This is a genomic window from Microbacterium sp. dk485 (assembly GCF_004570445.1).
Lineage (GTDB): Bacteria > Actinomycetota > Actinomycetes > Actinomycetales > Microbacteriaceae > Microbacterium > Microbacterium wangchenii.
Genome location: NZ_SPQW01000001.1, coordinates 89,814 through 108,866, shown reverse-complemented (window position 1 = coordinate 108,866; position 19,053 = coordinate 89,814). Strand labels below are relative to the sequence as shown.

General features: G+C 71.7%; 15 protein-coding genes. 12 read left to right on the top strand and 3 right to left on the bottom strand.

Translation table 11 applies throughout. The annotated features are described in order from the left end of the window. Positions 1 to 64 precede the first annotated feature (64 nt). Positions 65 to 1,408 (top strand): site-2 protease family protein, encoded by a 1,344-nt coding sequence (locus E4V99_RS00535; protein WP_135116036.1) that lies wholly within the window; start codon positions 65 to 67, stop codon positions 1,406 to 1,408. A gap of 88 nt (positions 1,409 to 1,496) precedes the next feature. Continuing rightward, on the top strand, positions 1,497 to 1,862 hold the full coding sequence (locus E4V99_RS00530) for a YciI family protein (RefSeq protein ID WP_135064786.1): 366 nt from the start codon (positions 1,497 to 1,499) through the stop codon (positions 1,860 to 1,862). 318 nt (positions 1,863 to 2,180) lie between these two features. Here the strand turns inward: E4V99_RS00530 and E4V99_RS00525 are convergent, their stop codons facing one another. Further along, complete coding sequence (locus E4V99_RS00525; protein WP_135116035.1) at positions 2,181 to 4,076, bottom strand: chorismate-binding protein; 1,896 nt, start codon at positions 4,074 to 4,076, stop codon at positions 2,181 to 2,183. Positions 4,077 to 4,276: 200 nt separating this feature from the next. Between E4V99_RS00525 and ispG the strand changes: the two genes are divergently transcribed. The 5 genes from ispG to E4V99_RS00500 all read left to right on the top strand — a co-directional run bounded on the left by ispG (position 4,277) and on the right by E4V99_RS00500 (position 10,478). Then, a complete protein-coding gene (gene ispG / locus E4V99_RS00520) occupies positions 4,277 to 5,407 on the top strand; it encodes a flavodoxin-dependent (E)-4-hydroxy-3-methylbut-2-enyl-diphosphate synthase (protein WP_135070987.1) in 1,131 nt (376 codons plus the stop codon). Positions 5,408 to 5,469: 62 nt separating this feature from the next. Then, the gene (locus E4V99_RS00515) at positions 5,470 to 6,654 is read left to right on the top strand and encodes a benzoate/H(+) symporter BenE family transporter (protein ID WP_135116034.1); all 1,185 of its coding nucleotides are present in this window, start codon (positions 5,470 to 5,472) and stop codon (positions 6,652 to 6,654) included. Between the two features lie 162 nt (positions 6,655 to 6,816). Continuing rightward, the gene (locus E4V99_RS00510; RefSeq protein WP_135116033.1) at positions 6,817 to 7,833 is read left to right on the top strand and encodes a hypothetical protein; all 1,017 of its coding nucleotides are present in this window, start codon (positions 6,817 to 6,819) and stop codon (positions 7,831 to 7,833) included. Between the two features lie 34 nt (positions 7,834 to 7,867). Next, a complete protein-coding gene (locus E4V99_RS00505) occupies positions 7,868 to 9,640 on the top strand; it encodes a proline--tRNA ligase (RefSeq protein WP_135064798.1) in 1,773 nt (590 codons plus the stop codon). Between the two features lie 16 nt (positions 9,641 to 9,656). After that, a complete protein-coding gene (locus tag E4V99_RS00500; protein WP_135116032.1) occupies positions 9,657 to 10,478 on the top strand; it encodes an aldo/keto reductase in 822 nt (273 codons plus the stop codon). A 3-nt stretch (positions 10,479 to 10,481) separates the two neighbouring features. Here E4V99_RS00500 and E4V99_RS00495 read toward each other — a convergent pair whose 3' ends face one another. Continuing rightward, complete coding sequence (locus tag E4V99_RS00495; RefSeq protein ID WP_135064804.1) at positions 10,482 to 11,291, bottom strand: DUF1206 domain-containing protein; 810 nt, start codon at positions 11,289 to 11,291, stop codon at positions 10,482 to 10,484. Between the two features lie 77 nt (positions 11,292 to 11,368). Between E4V99_RS00495 and E4V99_RS00490 the strand changes: the two genes are divergently transcribed. The 5 genes from E4V99_RS00490 (at position 11,369) to rbfA (ending at position 18,129) form a co-directional block, all read left to right on the top strand. Beyond that, positions 11,369 to 13,207 carry a lipase family protein gene (locus E4V99_RS00490; protein ID WP_135064807.1) on the top strand — a complete coding sequence of 613 codons (1,839 nt, stop codon included), beginning with the start codon at positions 11,369 to 11,371 and terminating at the stop codon, positions 13,205 to 13,207. Positions 13,208 to 13,310: 103 nt separating this feature from the next. Next, positions 13,311 to 14,300 carry a transcription termination factor NusA gene (gene nusA, locus E4V99_RS00485; protein ID WP_135064810.1) on the top strand — a complete coding sequence of 330 codons (990 nt, stop codon included), beginning with the start codon at positions 13,311 to 13,313 and terminating at the stop codon, positions 14,298 to 14,300. Between the two features lie 42 nt (positions 14,301 to 14,342). After that, the gene (locus tag E4V99_RS00480) at positions 14,343 to 14,594 is read left to right on the top strand and encodes a YlxR family protein (RefSeq protein ID WP_135064812.1); all 252 of its coding nucleotides are present in this window, start codon (positions 14,343 to 14,345) and stop codon (positions 14,592 to 14,594) included. A 51-nt stretch (positions 14,595 to 14,645) separates the two neighbouring features. Continuing rightward, complete coding sequence (gene infB, locus E4V99_RS00475; protein WP_187270387.1) at positions 14,646 to 17,486, top strand: translation initiation factor IF-2; 2,841 nt, start codon at positions 14,646 to 14,648, stop codon at positions 17,484 to 17,486. Positions 17,487 to 17,625: 139 nt separating this feature from the next. Further along, a complete protein-coding gene (gene rbfA, locus E4V99_RS00470; RefSeq protein ID WP_135064815.1) occupies positions 17,626 to 18,129 on the top strand; it encodes a 30S ribosome-binding factor RbfA in 504 nt (167 codons plus the stop codon). A 31-nt stretch (positions 18,130 to 18,160) separates the two neighbouring features. On the opposite strand, the gene E4V99_RS00465 is transcribed toward rbfA, so the two are convergent. Continuing rightward, complete coding sequence (locus E4V99_RS00465; protein WP_135064818.1) at positions 18,161 to 19,027, bottom strand: A/G-specific adenine glycosylase; 867 nt, start codon at positions 19,025 to 19,027, stop codon at positions 18,161 to 18,163. Positions 19,028 to 19,053 lie beyond the last annotated feature (26 nt).

Genomic DNA, 19,053 nt, shown 5'->3' with positions numbered 1-19,053 from the left:
CGCCGGCGCCAACAGAGACTTCGGTCACGGCCAATTCCTAGGGCGCCGCAGGTACGGTGAGGCTGTGGAAGTGATCGCCTTCGTCGTCGGCGTGCTCGTCATGGTCGTCGGGCTGGCGGTGTCGATCGCGCTGCACGAGATCGGCCATCTGGTGCCCGCGAAGAAGTTCGGCGTCCGCGTCGGCCAGTACATGATCGGCTTCGGGCCGACGCTGTGGTCCCGCCGCATCGGCGAGACCGAGTACGGATTCAAGGCGATCCCGCTCGGCGGCTACATCTCGATGGCGGGGATGTATCCCCCCTCCCCGCGCGAACGCGAGGCCGCGCTGGCCGGGGAGCGCTCCGGGCGTGCGGGCGGAGGCTTCTTCGCCACGATGGTGCAGGATGCCAGGGCCGCCAACGACGAGACCCTCGTCGGCGACGACGACGACCGGGTCTTCTACCGCCTGCCGGTGTGGAAGCGCGTCATCGTGATGCTGGGCGGGCCGCTCATGAACCTCGTGCTGGCCGTCGTGCTGTTCGTGCTGCTGTTCAGCGGAATCGGGATCCCCACCGCGACGACCACGATCGCCTCCGTGAGCGAGTGCGTGCTCCCCGCCGGCACCGACCGCACCGATTGCGAGCCGTCCGACCCCCGCGCCCCGGCGGCGCAGGCGGGCATCCAGCCCGGTGACGTGCTGGTGTCGGTGGACGGCACGGCTGTCTCGACGTTCGCGGAAGCATCCGCGATCATCCAGGACCACCCCGGCGTGCCCCTGCGCGTCGTGCTCGAGCGTGACGGTGCCGAGCAGAGCGTCACCCTCACTCCCGTGCGCACGAGCCGGGAGGTGATCGGCGACGACGGCGCGACCGTCATCGGACCCGATGGCGCCCCGGAGACCGAGGAGGTCGGCTTCGTCGGCGTCGGCGCGCAGGTCACCCACGTCGCGCAGCCCGTGTGGGCGGGGCCGCAGGCGGCGTTCGAGAACGTCGGCGCCGTGGCGGGGATCATGACGCAGCTGCCCGTGCGGGTGTGGGACACCGCCGTCGACCTGTTCACGGGCCAGGAACGCGATCCCAACGGTCCGCTCAGCGTCGTGGGCGCGGGACGGCTGGCCGGCGAGGTCGCCGCCACGGACGCGCCGGTCCTTGACCGGGTCGCGAGCCTCATCGGGCTGCTGGCGTCGCTGAACATCGCGCTGTTCGTGTTCAACCTCATCCCGCTGCTGCCGCTGGACGGCGGCCACGTCGCGGTGGCGCTGTGGGATGGCATCAAGCGCGCCTGGGCGAAGCTGTTCCGGCGGCCCCCGCCGAAGCCCGTGGATGCGACCAGGCTCGTGCCGGTGACCTTCGTGGTGGTCGTGCTGCTGATCGGGATGGGGGCCGTCCTCATCCTCGCCGACCTGTTCAACCCGGTGTCGCTGTTCTGATCCCGCCGGAATCGGCGGAGATGTCGAAATCGCTCTGGCCCGTTCGCTGACGGGGTGGGAAGGTTCCCACAGAGCGAAGGAGACTCCGATGAAGTACGTGATCATGTTCGCCTCCGATCCCGAGCTGGACGCGGCTCAGCCGCCGGAGCGCGTGCAGGAGGACTACGCCCGGATCTACCGGTGGTTCCAGGACAACGCCGCGGTCATCGACGAGGGTGGGGCGGAGCTGCAACCGGTGGAGACGGCCACCACGGTGCGCCACGACAGCGGCGATGTCATGGTCGTGGACGGACCGTTCTCGGAAGCCCGCGAGGTCATCGGCGGATTCAGCATCATCGACGTCCCGGACATGGATGCCGCGATCGCGCTCGTGAAGACGTGGCCATCGCTGAGCATGCCCGGCAGCTGCGTGGAGATCCGACCGATGGTCACCGATTACAGCCAGTTCGAATGACCGCCCGCGCTCCGGCCGGCCCGCGCGGCGGGCCGGCCGGAGCGCGCCCGTCCGACGCGGCGCTGACGGAGGGACGCTGGCCGAGCGGGTCGCGCCTCCCGCTCGCCCCGCGACGTTCACCTTCCGACCGGTCGCGCTCAAGTCCGAACTCCTCAAGACCGGTGCCTTCGGCGTCGTGAGGGGTGGTTTTCGCCGCATCCACGCGAAGATTTGAGGAGTTCGGTCTGGCGGCGCCGGGTCGGCAACGGATCGTGCGCCGGAACCGCGCCGCAACGACGCCGAACGGCGGCTGCTGCGCACGCGCCTGCCGGAATGAGGCTACGACAGCGCGTGCGCGACCAGGCGCTCCAGCGTGCGCATGCCGTCACGCGAGAGGATCGACTCCAGGTGCCCCTGCACGGAGGCGTAGCCGGGGCCGCGCAGCGCGTACACGTCGCCGCTGTCCGGATGCGCGGCCACCTCGGTCTCGCCCACGCTCGCCGTTCCCGCGGGCACGCGCGCGGTGAAGGTGTTGTAGAAGCCGATCGAGGCGGGCTCGCCGAACACGTCGACGTTCAGCTGGAGACCCTGGTGAGGGCGGGCGAGCGGCGCCAGCCCGAGCCCCAGCGCATCGGCGAGGATCTGGTGGCTCAGGCACACCGCCAGCAGCGGGCGGCCCGTCCCGCGGCGATGAGCCACGACCTCGCGCATCCGCCGCATCCGCGCGCTGTCCGCATCACGGGGATCCCCCGGGCCCGGTCCCGCCACGACCAGGGCGGCCGCCTCCACCTGCGCATCGGTCACCTCTCCCCACGGGAGGATCCTGACCTCGAGCCCCAGGTGGCGCAGCTGGTGGGCGAGCATCGTGGTGAAGCGGTCCTCCGCGTCCACGACGATCGCATCGAGGCCGCGGAACGGCCCCGCCGGGGCGCTGTCCTGCGGTTGGAGCCAGAACGCGGCCAGCCTGCTGTTGCGCGAGGCGAGCAGCTCCGCGATGGCAGGGTCGTCGGCGAGGACGCGGCGCCGGCCGGCCGGCGCATCCGGGTCCGGTGCCGGCACGTCACGGGGGATCGCGCCGATGGCCCCCAGCACGCCCGCCGCCTTGCCATGGGTCTCGCTGACCTCGCCGTGCGGGTCGGAGTGTCGCACGAGCGTCGCCCCCACGGGGACGCGCAGGCGCCCCTCCTGCAGGTGCGCCGTGCGGATGAGGATGGGTGCGTCGAGGTCGTGCGTGGCCCCGCCCTGCTCCGCCGATGGCGTGAACAGCGCCGCGACGCCGGAGTAGTACCCGCGGGGCGTGGTCTCGTGCCGGGCGATCACCGCGCAGGCGTTCTGCATGGGTGAGCCGGTGACGGTGGGCGCGAACATCGTCTCGCGCAGGATGTCCCGCGGGTCCAGGCGGCTGCGCCCGCGCAGCATGTACTCGGTGTGGGTGAGCCGCGACATCTCCTTCAGGTGCGGGCCGGTGATGCGGCCGCCGTCCGAGCACACCGCCGACATCATCTTGAGCTCTTCGTCGACGACCATGAAGAGCTCCTCGGTCTCCTTGGTCGACTCGAGGAACTCCGTCAGGGTCTCCGCCGTGGCGCCGCCGGCGGGGTGGCGGAAGGTGCCGGAGATCGGGTTCATCGTCACGACCCCGCCGCGTGCGCTCACGTGCGCCTCCGGGCTGGCCCCCACCGCGACGTGCCCGTCGGTCACGACTGCGAACGTCCAGTACGCCCCGCGCTCGTGCTCGAGCAGGGCGCGGAACCACGTCAGCGCCGCCACGCGCGGGTCGGTGCCGACGGCCGCGGTGAAATCGCGCCGGATGACGAAGTTCGCCCCCTCGCCGCGGCCGATCTCGTCGGCGATGACGCGGCGGACGATGTCGGCGTACTCGTCGTCGGCGATGTCGAATCCGGCATCGATCAGGGGAACCGGGTCAGCCGGCAGAGCGGCGAGGACCTCGGCGCGGGGGAGTGACACGTGCTCGTCCACGATCAGGCAGCGCAGCGGTGCGCCGTCGTCGTGGCTGACGAAGCCGCGCTCGCGCACCTGCCGGTACGGCACGAGTGCGAGCACCTCGCGGGCGCGGCCGCTCGCGTCCTCGAGCGGGATGTCGGCGAGGAGGGGGACGTCCACGACGTCGCCGGTGAGCACCTCGACGGTCTCGGGATCGCGGGCGAGCAGGGCGAAGGGCGCGCTGGCCTCGGCGAGGCGGCGCAGCAGGAGCGGGATGTCGGGCCGGTTCATCGTCGGTCTTTCGTCGGGGGGGCGGCCGCCCAAACGAAGAAGACCGCCCCGAGGGCGGTCTGTCACACGAAAGACACCGCCTAAACGGTGAGCCACCAAGTGCGGTTCGCGGACATGCGCCGAAGGTACCACACGCCCGCTCCGAGCCGGCGGTCAGCACGGCGGCGTAGGCTGAAGGCGTGCCAGCAGTGAACATCGGGATGCCTCGGATCCCCGAGGTCCTCGCGCCTCGCCGCAAGAGCCGTCAGATCCGCGTCGGCAAGGTGCTCGTCGGGGGTGACGCTCCCGTGAGCGTGCAGTCCATGACCACCACGCCCACCACGAACATCAACGCGACCCTGCAGCAGATCGCCGAGCTGACCGCATCCGGGTGCGAGATCGTGCGTGTCGCGGTGCCCAGCGCCGACGACGCCGAGGCGCTGCCGATCATCGCCAAGAAGAGCCAGATCCCGGTGATCGCCGACATCCACTTCCAGCCGAAGTACGTCTTCCAGGCGATCGACGCCGGGTGCGCCGCCGTCCGGGTCAACCCCGGCAACATCCGCCAGTTCGACGACAAGGTGGGGGAGATCGCCGCTGCGGCCAAGGCCGCCGGTGTGTCGCTGCGCATCGGCGTGAACGCCGGTTCGCTGGACAAGCGCCTGCTGGAGAAGTACGGCAAGGCCACACCGGAGGCGCTCGCCGAGAGCGCGCGGTGGGAGGCATCCCTTTTCGAAGAGCACGACTTCCACGACTTCAAGATCTCGGTCAAGCACAACGACCCGGTCATCATGGTCAAGGCCTACCGGCTCCTGGCCGCCATGGGCGACTGGCCGCTGCACCTGGGCGTCACCGAGGCGGGCCCCGCCTTCCAGGGGACGATCAAGAGCGCGACGGCCTTCGGCATCCTGCTCTCGGAGGGCATCGGCGACACCATCCGCGTGTCCCTCTCCGCCCCGCCGGCTGAGGAGGTCAAGGTCGGGCACCAGATCCTGCAGTCGTTGAACCTGCGGGAGCGCAAGCTCGAGATCGTGTCGTGCCCCTCGTGCGGGCGGGCGCAGGTGGACGTCTACACCCTCGCCGACAACGTCACAGAGGGCCTGAAGGACATGACGGTGCCGCTGCGTGTGGCCGTCATGGGATGCGTCGTGAACGGTCCGGGTGAGGCCCGCGAGGCCGACCTCGGCGTGGCATCCGGTAACGGGAAGGGCCAGATCTTCGTGAAGGGACAGGTCATCAAGACCGTGCCGGAGTCCGAGATCGTCGCCACCCTCATCGAGGAGGCCAACCGCATCGCCGACGAGATGGGCCCCGACGCTCAGATCGGGACGGCGCAGGTCATCACCGCCTGACCCGGAAGGCCCGGTCCTCGCGTCGGTGCGATGGCGGTGCGTCCAGTACCGTCGGACATCTCATGACCGACTCGACGGAACCCCGAGCGACCCTCGCCCGCCCCATCGCGGCCGGCGTCCTCACGGCACTCGTGGGTTTCACGAGCAGCTTCGCCGTCGTGCTCACGGGGCTTGACGCGGTGGGCGCGACGCCCGCACAGGCGGCGAGCGGGCTGCTCGTGCTGTGCGTGACGATGGGCGTCGGCTCCATCGTGCTGGCGTGGCGATACCGCATGCCGATCACGGTGGCGTGGTCCACCCCGGGGGCCGCGCTCCTGGCCGCGACGGGGGCGGTGGAGGGCGGCTGGCCCGCGGCGGTGGGCGCGTTCCTGGTGACCGCCGGGCTCATCCTCCTCACGGCGCTGTGGCCGCAGCTGGGCCGGCTCATCGCCCGCATCCCACCCTCGATCGCGCAGGCGATGCTCGCGGGGATCCTCCTTCCGCTGTGCCTGGCCCCCGTCGACGGGCTGGTCGCCAACCCGTGGGAAGTGGCGCCGGTGCTGCTGACGTGGCTCGTGTGCGTGCGCCTCGCGCCGCGCTGGGCCGTCCCGCTCGCCTTCCTCGCCGCCGCGGTCGTCGTCGCCGTGCACGTCGCCGCGACGGGTGCGGCGGTCGCACCCGTCGACCTGATCCCGCGCCTGGAGCTGACCGCTCCCGGCATCAGCCTCGGGGCGGTCGTGGGGCTCGCGCTCCCGCTGTTCCTGGTCACGATGGCCTCGCAGAACGTCCCCGGTGTCGCGGTGATGCGCAGCTACGGCTACACCGTCCCGTGGCGTCCGGCGATGTTCGTCACCGGGGTGGGCACGGCCCTCGCGGCACCGGCGGGCGGGCATGCGATCAACCTCGCGGCCATCAGCGCCGCGCTCGCCGCCGCCCCCGACGCCGACCCGGACCCGACGCGGCGGTGGGTGGCGGGCGTGTCCACCGGCGTGACGGGCATCGTCTTGGGCGGCCTGTCTGCGGCGCTCGTCGCGCTCGTCGTCGTGGCGCCGGCGGCGGTCATCCCCGCCGTCGCGGGCGTGGCACTGTTCGCGGCGTTCGGATCCGCGGTGCAGCAGGCCATCGACGACCCGGGGGAGCGGCTTCCGGCGGTCGTGACGTTCCTCGTCGCCGCATCCGGTGTCGCCGTCGGAGGGGTCAGCGCCGCCTTCTGGGCCCTCGTGGCCGGCCTGCTCGTCCGCACCGTCCTGCACGCCGGGCGCCGCTGACCCCGCGTCTCCGCCCCCGGCCGTGGTGCCGAGAACAGGAGAATCGCCGAGATCAGGACGGATACCGCCGGTTCGGTCCTGATCTCGGCGATCGTCCTGTTTTCGGCGATGACAGGCCGTTTTCCACCCCTCCGGCGCGGCGCAGAGCCCTAGAGTATGCGCATGATGACCCTCCGGCGCGCACCCGCCGCGCTCGCCGTCGCGATCGTCCTCCTCGCACTCGCCGGCTGCGCACAGCCGGCTCCGGCCGCCTCGACGCCCACGGCCACGCCGAGTGCGTCGCCCTCGCCCACGGCGTCGGCGACCGTCGAACCGGTCCGGGTCCCCTTCGACGGCGACTGCGCACGGATCTTCACGGACGACGATCTCGTGACGATCACCGGAGCGGAGTCGTCGACGCACTCCGGGGGCTCCTTGAACGCCATCCCGCCCGATCTCCCGGCCAGCGCAGCCGTTGTGGGTGGGCTGGACTGCGGATGGCGCGGCGATGGCGCCGGCGGCGCGTACGTGTGGGTCACGCTCATCCCCGCCTCCGTCGTGCCGGCCGAGCTCGCCCAGGTGCCGGCCGATGAGCCGTGCCTCGTGCACTGTCAGCGCAGCGAGGTGATCGGCGACACGTGGGCACTGGTCGTCGTCCCACCCGTGTATGCAGCCGAGCGTGAGCCGACGCCGGAGGAATCGGCCCTTGTCCAGGGACGGCTCGACGCCGCGTTCCAGGCGCTGCGGGCCCACGGTGCGGCGCTGGCCGGCTCGCCCGGACCGGATACCGAGCGCGTGCTCCCCGCCTGCGACACGCTGGCCGGCCCGGTACAGCAGGCGGTGGGCGTGAGCGAACCCGTCTCGGGGTACCCGACCGACCTCTTCCCGGAGGGCCCCACATGGGAGGTCCTGCGCTCCCAGGGCCTGGTCGAGTGGTGCGCGTGGTACGACGCCGCCGTCGGTGTCGAGGTCTTCTGGCAGGCCGACGCCGGCCCGCCCTCGGACGAGGCACTGGCGGAGGTCGCCGCCGAGCCGATCGACGTGCCGGGAGCCGACGTCGCCTACACGCTCACCGGGCGCGCCGACGCACCGGCCGTCGTCGTCGTGGGGGACAATCACCGCTGGACGTTGGGCGGTTACGGCATGTCGCTCGACGCCCTGCAGGCGGCAGCCGCGGCCGTCGTCGCACAGGGGCGATGAGGCCGCTCAGCCCGCGCGCCTAGACTTGACCCTCGTGGTCACCCGTCTGTCGCACTTCTTCCTCCGCACTCTCCGCGAAGACCCCGCCGATGCGGAGGTCACGAGCCATCGGTTGCTCGTGCGCGCCGGCTACATCCGCCGCAACGCGCCCGGCATCTTCGCGTGGCTGCCGCTCGGGCTGAAGGTCAAGCGCAAGATCGAAGCCATCATCCGCGACGAGATGGCCAACGCGGGCGCGTATGAGGTGCACTTCCCGGCACTCCTGCCGCGCGAGCCGTACGAGGCGTCCGGCCGGTGGGAGTCGTACGGCGACGGCATCTTCCGCCTGCAGGACCGCAAGGGCGCGGACTACCTGCTCGCGCCCACGCACGAGGAGATGTTCACGCTCCTGGTGAAAGACCTGTACTCGTCGTACAAAGACCTGCCGCTGACGATCTACCAGATCCAGGACAAGTACCGCGACGAGGCCCGCCCGCGCGCCGGCCTCCTGCGCGGGCGCGAGTTCACGATGAAGGACGCCTACTCCTTCGACTACACCGACGAGGGTCAGGATGCCTCGTACCAGCGGCAGCGCGACGCGTATGAGCGGATCTTCCAGCGCCTGGGGCTTGAGTACGTCATCGTCAACGCCGACAACGGGCTGATGGGCGGGGCGCGCAGCGAGGAGTTCCTGCATCCCACGCCCGTCGGGGAGGACACCTTCGTCCGGTCGGCGGGCGGCTACGCCGCCAACGTCGAGGCGTTCACCACGCTCGTACCCGAGGCGATCCCGTTCGACGGGCTGCCCGATCCGGTGATCTTCGACTCGCCCGACACCCCCACGATCACGACGCTCGTGGACCACTGCAACGCCGTGCTGGATCCGCCCGCAGAGGGCGGGGAGTGGACCGCCGCGCACACGCTGAAGAACGTCGTGCTGGCCCTCAAGCACATCGACGGCACGCGCGAGCTCGTCGTCGTGGGGCTTCCCGGTGACCGCGACGTCGACGACAAGCGCGTCGAGGTCGCCTTCGCGCCCGCCGAGGTCGAGCAGGCCACCGAGGCCGACTTCGAGCGCCACCCCTTCCTCGTGAAGGGCTACATCGGCCCGTGGTCGCCCACCGGGGCGGTGCTCGGCGAGGAGTCCGCGACCGGCATCCGCTACCTCCTCGACCCTCGTGTCGTGGACGGCACGAGCTGGATCACCGGCGCCAACATCGACCAGAAGCACGTGCACTCCCTCGTTGCCGGCCGTGACTTCACCGCGGACGGGTTCATCGAGGTCGCCACCGTCCGCGCCGGCGACCCCGCCCCCGACGGCTCGGGGCCCGTGGAACTGGCCCGGGGGATGGAGATCGGTCACGTCTTCCAGCTCGGCCGGTTCTTCGCCGAGACCCTCGGGCTCAAGGTGCTCGATGAGAACGGCAAGCTCGTCACCGTCACGATGGGCTCCTACGGCATCGGGGTGACCCGGATCCTCGCGATCATCGCCGAGCTCAACAACGACGACAAGGGCCTCATCTGGCCCGCCTCGGTCGCGCCGTTCGACGTGCACGTGGTGGCCACGGGCCGGGATGCGGCGGCCTTCGAGCTCGCCGAGAGCCTCAGTTCCGACCTCGAGACGGCGGGCCTGGACGTGCTGTTCGATGACCGCCCGAAGGTCTCGCCCGGCGTGAAGTTCGGCGATGCCGAGCTGGTCGGCGTGCCGCGCATCGTCATCGTGGGCCGCGGGGCCGCCGCGGGCGAGGTGGAGCTGTGGGACCGCCGCACCGGCGCCCGCGAGGTCGTTCCCGCCGCCGAGGCCGTCGCTCGCCTGAGCGCCGTGTGACCGTATCCCCACACCCGTGATCCCCGCCCCGCTGATCCCGCTCGCCGGCGGCGGCAGCATCCCGCAGCTGGGCGTCGGCACGTACAAGGTCCCCGCGGCCCTCACCGCCGACCTCGTCGCCGATGCCCTCCGCTTCGGCTACCGCCACGTCGACACCGCCAGCCTGTACGGCAACGAGGCGGAGGTGGGGGAGGGCCTGCGGCGCAGCGGAGTGCCGCGCGAGGAGGTCTTCGTCACGACCAAGGTGTGGAACGACGACCAGGGCTATGACCGCACCCTCCGCGCGTTCGACGCCAGCATGCGTCGGCTCGGGATAGAGACGGTCGATCTGTACCTCATCCACTGGCCGGTGCCCAGCGCCGACCGGTACGCGGACACATGGCGCGCGCTCGTGCGCCTGGCCGAGGAGGGGCGGGCGCGGTCGATCGGGGTGAGCAACTTCACCCCCGCCCACATTCAGCGCCTCATCGAGGAGACCGGCGTGAGCCCCGCGGTCAATCAGGTCGAGCTGCATCCGCGGTTCCCGCAGCACGGGCTGCAGGACTGGCACACCGCGCACGGCATCGTGACGGAGGCGTGGGCGCCGCTGGCACGCGGCGGCCTGCTGGACGAGCCGGTCCTGGCCCGCATCGGCGCCGCGCACGGCAAGACACCCGCGCAGGTGGTGATCCGGTGGCACCTGGATCGCGGCCTCGTGCTCTTCCCGAAGTCGACGTCGATCGCCCGCCTCCGCGAGAACGCCGACGTCTTCGACTTCACCCTGGATGACGCCGATCGGGCCGCGATCGCGCGCCTGGAGACGGGCGTGCGCACCGGACGCGACCCCGACCTGGACTGACGATCACACCGAGAGCTTCGCGAAGCGCGCGCGCAGGATCGTGAACGCGCCGTAGGCGAGGAAGCCCACGCCCACGGCCGCTCCCAGCAGCGGTCCGGCCGGCAACTGCAGGAGCGCCTGCACCGCGCCATCGAGGCCACCCGCCTGCCCGGGGTCCACCTCCACCGCCGCGACGGCGAGGAGGATCCCGACGATGATCAGGGCGATGCCCTTGGCGACGAATCCGACGACCCCGAGCCCGGCGACGGCGTGGCCCCAGCCGTTGTGCGGCAGCTCGACCTTCGTGCGGAAGGAGCGTCGCACGCCCATCACGACGAACGCGACGCCGGCGATGGCGACGCCGAGCCCCACCGCGCCGAGGAGGAAGGGGCCCGCGGGCATGGCCAGGACACCGGCGCTGGCGTCCTCCGCGGCGCGCTCGGCGCTGGGCCGGGCACCGAGGGCGACGGATGCGGCCACCGCTCCCACCGCGGCGAAGACGACCGCCTGACCGATCTCGGAGGCGAGGATGCCCACGCGCTGCGTGCGCTTGGCCCTGCGTGCCCCGACGGCGGCGACGGCGTGCCACACGCCGAGGGCGATCAGGCCGATCGCGAGGGCCCACAGCAGCGCGAAGCCCCACGGCGCGGCGGCGATGGAGCGGAACGCCCCGGTCTGATCGGCGTCGCCGGGCCCACCGGAGGCGGCGACCAGGACGATGACGCCGATGAGGGCGTGCATGATGCCGTTGGCCACGTAGCCGGCGCGCGCCAGCACGCGCAGCACGGGATTGTGTTCGGCGCTCCGGGCTGCCGAGCGGACCTCGCTGCGCATGACGGCGACATTACCGTCCCCCGATGGTCCCTCCGACCGGTCGGGAGCGCACCGGCAGGCCGCATATCATGGGGCGGATGTCCCCCCGCCGGCACCTGTCCTCCCCGTGGAGAGCACTGCCCGACCTGATCGGGCGGGCGCCGGCCCGGGTGCTGCTGGTGGCGGGGATCCTGATCGTGATCCTCGGTGCGCTCATCGTGACGCGCCCCCTGACCTCGCTCGTGCTGCTCGGGGTGTACGTCGCCCTCAGCGCGATCATCACGGGGCTCGCCGAACTCATCACCCGGCGCTCGCAGCGGTGGTGGACGCGCGTGTTCGCCGTGGCGTGGATCGCCGGCGGACTGATGGTGCTGGTGTGGCTGGGGCGGAGCCTGGACCTGCTGCCGCCGGTGCTGGCCGCCTTCCTCGTGGTCGGTGGACTGGCCTCGGTGGGCGACGCGGTGGCACGCGGTCGTCCCAGCCAGCGGGTGCTCTCGGCGGCCTCCGGGGCGGCGCAGATCGCCTTCGGCATCCTGTCGCTGACGTGGCCGGATGTGACCGTCCTGCTCGTGGCCCTCGTGTTCGGGGTGCGCACCGTCGCTCTCGGGGTCTCGCTTCTCATCCGCGGGGTCCGCGGCATGCGTGCGGCCGGACGGGTGCGGCGGGGGCTCCCCGCGGTCGCCCCGTCGAACCAGCGGACCCGGCGGGCGTCGGCGTGGACCGCCGCCGGACGGTACGCCCTGTCGCTGCTGCTGGTGACCTCCGCAGCGGGAGGCTGGGTTCTGGATGACTGGCTCGCCGAGGGCGCACCGGTCGTCGATGCGTTCTACGATCCGCCCGACCGTCTGCCGCCGGGCCACGGCCGCCTGATCCGCTGGGACGGCTACCTCGGCCGCGCCCCGCAGGGCGGAGAGGTCAGCCGCATCCTGTACACCACCCGCGACGCCGTCAGCCGGCCGGCCGTCGCGAGCGCCCTCGTGATCGTGCCGAACGATCCGCCGCCCGGCCCTCGCCCGGTGATCGTGTGGAATCACGGCACGACCGGTGTCGCGCAGGGCTGCGCACCGAGCCTGCGCGATGCGTCGGCGACGCGATGGGCCATCCCGGCGCTGGAGGAGGCGCTGGATGCCGGCTGGGTGGTGGTGGCGTCGGACTATTCCGGTCAGGGGGCGCCCGGCACCTTCCCGTACCTCATCGGCAAGGGCGAGGCGCGTTCCTCGCTGGACGCCGTGCTGGCGGCGGCGGAGCTTCCCGACCTGACCCTGTCACCAGACACGGTCGTGTGGGGGCACTCCCAGGGCGGGCACGCCGCGCTGTGGACGGCGAGCTTGGCGGAGGAGTACACCCCGGGCATCGATGTGCTCGGCACCGCCGCGATCGCACCCGCCGCCGACCCACTCGCCCTCGCCGACGAGCTGCTGGACTCGGATGCCGGTGCTCTGCTGTCGGTGCTCACGTCATGGGTTCTGGTGCCGTACTCCGAGACGTACGCCGACGTGCACCTGGACGATTACGTCGCGCCCGGAGCGCGGGCCATCGTGCGGGAGATGACGCAGCGGTGCCCCACCGAGCCCGGTGTGGTGGTGTCGGTGGTGACCGCGCTCGGGGTGTCGGAGGACCGTCCGCTCTACGCGGCGGATCTGACCACGGGCGCCCTCGGCCGGCGACTGGCCGAGAACGCCGCGACCGGGCCCACCGGCTCGCCCATCCTGGTGGCGTGGGGGCAGGAGGACGAGGTCCTCCCGCCGAGCCTCCAGGAGCAGTACGTCCAGGGACTGTGCGAACAGGGGCAGCAGGTGCGGTGGCGGGCCTACCGCGATTACGACCACCTCCGCCCCATCATGCCCGGCTCGCGCTTCCTCCCCGTGCTCATCCAGTGGACCGAGGGGTTGTTCGACCGGTCGCCGCAGATCCTGGACGACTGCGGCCGGCGGTGAGCGGCTCAGGCCTCTCGCAGGCGCGGCACGGGTGGATCCGGTAACGTTCTGGGGTTGTCGGCGCGTTCTCGCGTCGGCGAGAGCTGAATACGGAGGCCCCACGGTGGACATCGATCTCGGACTGCTGAAGACGATCGAGCGGGAGAAAGAGATTCCCTTCGAGGAACTCGCGAGCATCATCGAACAGGCCATCCTGACGGCGTACGGCAAGCACACCTCGCCGACGGGAGCCGCACCCGAAGGGGCGCGCGCGGAAGTCAACCGCAAGACCGGTCACGTCGCCGTCTTCACGCCGGTGCTCGATGAGGAGGGCGCCGTCATCGGCGAGGAGGAGCAGACCCCCGAGGACTTCGGGCGGATCGCCGCCTTCGCCGCGAAGCAGGTCATCAGCCAGCGGCTGCGTGACATCGCCGACGACGCCGTGCTGGGGGAGTTCCGCGGCAAGGAGGGCGACATCGTCGCCGGGGTCGTCCAGCAGGGCCCGAACCCCCGCATGGTGCACGTCGACCTCGGCACCGTCGAGGCGATCCTCCCGCCTGAGGAGCAGGCTCCGGGGGAGACCTACCCGCACGGGTCCCGCCTGCGCGTGTACGTCACCTCCGTCTCCCGCGGCACGAAGGGCCCCTCGATCACGGTCTCGCGCACCCACCCCGGGCTCGTGCGGAAGCTGTTCGCGCTGGAGGTGCCGGAGATCGCATCGGGGCTCGTGGAGATCGTCTCCCTCGCGCGTGAGGCGGGTCACCGCACCAAGATCGCGGTCAAGGCCAACGACCCCACCATCAACGCGAAGGGCGCGTGCATCGGCGAACTGGGCCGGCGCGTGCGGGCGGTGACGGAGGAACTCGGCGGCGAGAAGATCGACATCGTCGACTACGACCCGGAGCTGCCGCGATTCGTGGCGAACGCCCTGTCGCCGGCGAAGGTGACCTCGAGCTTCGTCCTGGATCCGACGACGAAGGCCGTGCGGGCCCTCGTGCCGGACTACCAGCTGTCACTGGCGATCGGCAAGGAAGGGCAGAACGCCCGGCTGGCCGCGAAGCTGACCGGCGCCAAGATCGACATCCAGCCCGACAGCATCCTCGAGGACGAGTGAGCGGGCGCGACTGTCCGTCGTCGACCCGCCCCCGCGTGTAGAATGGAACCGGAACGAACGTGCGTCGCATGTCGCACGCGAGCTCCCCGGTCCACGCTCCTTCGGGTCGTGGCCGTCGATTCGGTCCTCGTGCGCGATGACCGGGCGATGATGCCGGGGCGGGGCGCGTGGGTGCATGAGACGGATGCGTGCGTGGACCTCGCCTTACGGCGCCGCGCCTTCGTCCGCGCATTGCGTGTGTCGGGTCCGCTCGACACGCAGACCTTTCAACAGACCCTCCAGCGAAACGGCTGAACGGCTATGGACTCAAAGTGAACGGCTCGAAATGAGACCCGTCCGCATCTAATGGTCTGCCCTGTCCGGGGTAGGCCCCCAGACAGGAGAATTGTGGCAAAACCACGCGTGCACGAGATCGCTTCCGAGCTCGGCGTCGACAGTAAAGTCGCCCTCGCGAAGCTGAAGGAGCTCGGCGAATTCGTCAAGAGCCCCTCATCCACCATCGAGCCCCCGGTCGCGCGCAAGCTGCGCGCCGCGCTCGCCTCCGAAGGCGCCGCACCGGCCGCACCGGCACCCGCTGCCGCGCGATCGGGTGCCAAGCCCGGCCCGGCACGTCCGGCCGCGCCCGCGCGCCCCGCGGCCCCCGCCGCCAGCACTCCGGCCGCCCCCGCGCAGCCCGCCGCGCCCGCGGCGCCTGCGGCATCCGCACCCGCGGCTCCCGCGGCTCCGGCACCGTCGGCTCCCGCACCCTCGGCTCCCGCGCCGTCCGCGCCCGCTCCGGCGGCCCCGGCTGCTGCGGAGGCCGCTCCGGCCGCACCCGCCGCGCCGCGTCCCGGCCCCGGCGCCCCTCAGCCGCCGCGTCCCGGTGGCGCCCCGCGTCCGGGTAACAACCCGTTCTCCTCGCAGCAGGGGATGGGCCAGCGTCCGGCCGGCCCGCGTCCGGGCAACAACCCGTTCTCCTCGCAGCAGGGGATGGGCCAGCGCCCGACTCCCGGCAACATCCCGCGGCCGCAGGCGCCGCGTCCCGGCGCACCGCGTCCGGGGGCCCCGCGTCCCGGCGGCGCAGGTCGCCCCGGTGGCGCCGGTCGTCCCGGCGCACCGTTCCAGCAGCGTCCCGGCGGCCCCGGTCGTCCCGGCGGCGCCGGTGGAGGTGCCGGCGGCGGCTTCGCCGGGCGTCCCGGCGGCGGTTTCGCCGGTCGTCCCGGTGGCGGCGGTGGCCGCGGTCGTGGACCCGGCGGCGGTACCGCCGGTGCCTTCGGCAAGGGCGGCGGCAAGTCCAAGCAGCGCAAGTCGCGGCGGGCGAAGCGGCAGGAATTCGAGATGCGGTCGGCGCCGGTCGTCGGCGGCGTCAACGTCCAGAAGGGCAACGGCGAGATCATCCGCCTGCGCCGGGGTGCGTCGATCGCGGACTTCGCCGACAAGCTCGAGGCGATCCGCGGCTACACCGTGCAGCCCGGCACGCTCGTGACCATCCTGTTCAACCTGGGCGAGATGGCCACCGCGACGGAGTCGCTCGACGAGGCCACCTTCGAGGTACTCGGCGAGGAACTGGGTTACAAGATCCAGATGGTCTCGCCCGAGGACGAGGACAAAGAGCTCCTGGAGGGCTTCGGTCTCGACCTGGATGCCGAGCTGGAGGCCGAGAGCGAGGACGACCTCGAGATCCGTCCGCCGGTGGTGACCGTCATGGGTCACGTCGACCACGGTAAGACGCGACTGCTCGATGCGATCCGTCAGACCAACGTCGTCGCCGGTGAGGCCGGTGGCATCACCCAGCACATCGGTGCGTACCAGGTGTGGACCGAGCACGACGGTATCGAGCGCGCGATCACCTTCATCGACACCCCGGGTCACGAGGCGTTCACCGCCATGCGTGCCCGTGGTGCCCAGGTGACCGACATCGCGATCCTCGTGGTCGCCGCCGACGACGGCATCATGCCCCAGACGGTGGAGGCGCTCAACCACGCGCAGGCGGCAGGAGTGCCGGTCGTGGTCGCGGTCAACAAGGTGGACAAGCCCGACGCCAACCCGGCGAAGGTGCGCCAGCAGCTCACCGAGTACGGACTGGTCGCTGAGGAGTACGGCGGCGACGTCATGTTCGTCGACGTGTCCGCTCGCGAAGGCACCAACATCCAGGCCCTCCTGGATGCGGTGCTCCTCACCGCCGACGCGGGGCTCGACCTCACGGCCAACCCCAACAAGGCGGCACGCGGTGTCGCGATCGAAGCGAAGCTCGACAAGGGCCGCGGTTCGGTGGCGACGGTGCTCATCCAGTCCGGAACCCTCCGGGTCGGCGACGCGATCGTGGCCGGCACGGCCTACGGCCGCGTCCGGGCGATGGTGGACGAGAACGGCGACGCCGTGCTCGAGGCCGCGCCCTCCCGCCCCGTGCAGGTGCAGGGTCTGAACTCCGTCCCGCGCGCCGGTGACGTCTTCATCGTGACCGAAGAGGACCGTCTGGCCCGTCAGATCGCGGAGAAGCGCGAGGCCGCCGAGCGCAACGCCGCTCTGGCCAAGGCGCGCAAGCGCATCTCGCTGGAGGACTTCACCCGTGCTCTGGAAGAGGGCAAGGTCGAGTCGCTCAACCTCATCATCAAGGGCGACGTGTCCGGTGCCGTCGAGGCGCTGGAGGAGTCGCTCCTCAAGATCGAGGTCGACGACAGCGTGCAGCTGCGGATCATCCACCGCGGCGTCGGCGCGATCACCGAGTCGGACATCAACCTGGCCACGATCGACAACGCGATCGTCATCGGGTTCAACGTCCGCCCCGACACCAAGGCGCGCGAGCGCGCCGCCCGAGAGGGCGTGGACGTCCGGTTCTACTCGGTCATCTACAACGCGATCGACGACGTCGAGCAGTCGCTCAAGGGCCTGCTCAAGCCGGAGTTCGAAGAGGTGCAGTCCGGTGTCGCCGAGATCCGGGAGGTGTTCCGCTCCTCCAAGTTCGGCAACATCGCCGGTGTCATCGTGCGCTCGGGGACGATCACCCGCAACGCCAAGGCGCGCGTCATCCGCGACGGCGTCGTGGTGGCCGATGGCCTGGCCATCGAGTCGCTGCGCCGGTTCAAGGACGACGTCACCGAGGTCCGCACGGACTTCGAGGCCGGTATCGGACTCGGCAAGTTCAACGACATCCAGGTCGGCGACGAGATCGAGACCACCGAGATGGTCGAGAAGCCGCGAGGCTGACTCGATGAAGGCCCCGGGCTGCGGCCCGGGGCCTTCTCCCTTCTCCATCCCGCACGCGCGGGGGCTACGGTTCCGGATGTCCCGCGGCATAGAGCACCACAGGTACGACACATCCACGATGTGAGAGAGAGTGAAAGACATGGCATCCGAACGACAGGCACGAGTGGCCGACCGCATCCGCGTAGTCCTCGCGGAGCGGCTCGAGAAGGGGCTGCGCGACCCGCGCCTCGGTTTCGTCACGATCACCGACGTCAAGGTGACCGGCGACCTGCAGCACGCCTCGGTGTTCTACACCGTCATGGGCGATGAGGCGCTGCGCGCCGACACGGCAGCGGCACTGAAGTCGGCGACCGGGATGCTGCGCTCCGAGGTGGGCAAGCACCTGAACACGCGGCTGACGCCCTCGCTGGAGTTCTTCCTCGATGCCATCCCCGAGAACGCGGATCACATCGCGGCTCTCCTGCGCGAGGCCCGTGAGCGCGACGAGGCGGTGGCAGCCCTCGCCGCCGCCGGCACCTACGCCGGCGACGCCGACCCCTACCTCAAGCCCCGCGACGAGGTGGAAGAGGACTCGGACGACGACGCCTCAGCAGAGGACGCCACCGCGGACGACACAGCCGAGGACGACGGCCCCCGTCCCTGACCCCGCTCCGCTCCGCTCCGCTCCGCCGGCGTCATCGGGGGAGGCGGAGCAGTTCCTCGGATGCCTCGGCCAGACCGTCGGCGATGAGTGAGTCGATCGCGCGGTCCCGCTGAGCGGGGTCGGGCCACTCGGCGAGAACCTCCGCCAGTGCGACCGGACGCGGTGCGGCGTCCCGCAGCATCCGCAGCACCGCGCCGCGCGCGTGCCGATCGCTGCCCTCGTAGCGCGCCTGCCGGCGCCTCCGGTCCTCCGTGACGGGGTAGCCGGCGGCCCGCCAGGCGCACGCGGACACCAGCGGGCAGGCGTCGCACCGTGGCGCGCGTGCCGTGCACACCGTCGCCCCCAGTTCCATGGCGGCGGCGTTGACGACGGTGGATGCGGCGACGTCGGCGGGCAGGAGCGCCTCCATCGCGTCGAGATCCCGACGCGAGGGCGGGCCGGGCTGGGCGCGTCCGTCCACGACGCGGGCGAGCACGCGGCGCGTGTTGGTGTCGACGACGGGATGCCGGTCGCCATACGCGAAGACGGCCACGGCGCGCGCGGTGTAGTCGCCGATTCCGGTGAGGGTCAGGAGGGTCTCCACGTCCCGCGGCACCACGCCGCCGTGGCGGTCGCGGATCTCCACCGCCGCGCGATGCAGCCACAGCGCCCGCCGCGGATACCCGAGGTTCGCCCACTGGCGCACGGCCTCGGCCGGCGCATCCGCTGCCAGATCCGCCGGTTCCGGCCACCGCGACAGCCACGCCTCCAGGTGCGGGACGACCCGGGCCACGGGGGTCTGCTGCAGCATGAACTCGCTGACCAGCGTGCCCCATGCGCCGAACCCGGGGCGACGCCACGGCAGGTCCCGCGCGGCGGTGGTGTACCAGGCGGAGAGCGGGGTGGCGAGGTCCTGCACCCGATCAGCCTAGGTGCCCGCACCGG